General features: G+C 73.1%; 1 protein-coding gene. It reads right to left on the bottom strand.

The window, feature by feature from the left end; all coding sequences use genetic code 11:
- On the bottom strand, positions 1 to 227 hold a 227-nt coding region (locus tag FJ658_RS15260), incomplete at both ends, for an acyl-CoA dehydrogenase family protein (RefSeq protein ID WP_255447764.1).

The raw sequence follows: 227 nt of genomic DNA, 5'->3' as shown, positions 1-227 counted from the left end.
GACAGCAGATCCTGGATGAGCTGGAACGAGCCGAGCTTGCGCCCGAACTGCTCGCGCTCCACGACGTAGCGCACCGCCGCCTCGTAGGCGCCGACGGCGTTGCCGACCGCCTGCCAGGCGACCTCGGCGCGGGTCAGGGCGAGCACGCGGGCGGTGTCGCGGAAGCCGTTGCCGAGCTGCAGGCGGCGCTCCTCGGGCACGCGCACGTCGACGAGCGTGATGTCGGC

Origin of the sequence: Schumannella sp. 10F1B-5-1 (assembly GCF_006517535.1) — a bacterium.
Taxonomy (GTDB): domain Bacteria; phylum Actinomycetota; class Actinomycetes; order Actinomycetales; family Microbacteriaceae; genus Schumannella.
The sequence above is the reverse complement of the archived record's forward strand: the minus strand, read 5'-3'. Positions and strand labels throughout refer to the sequence as shown.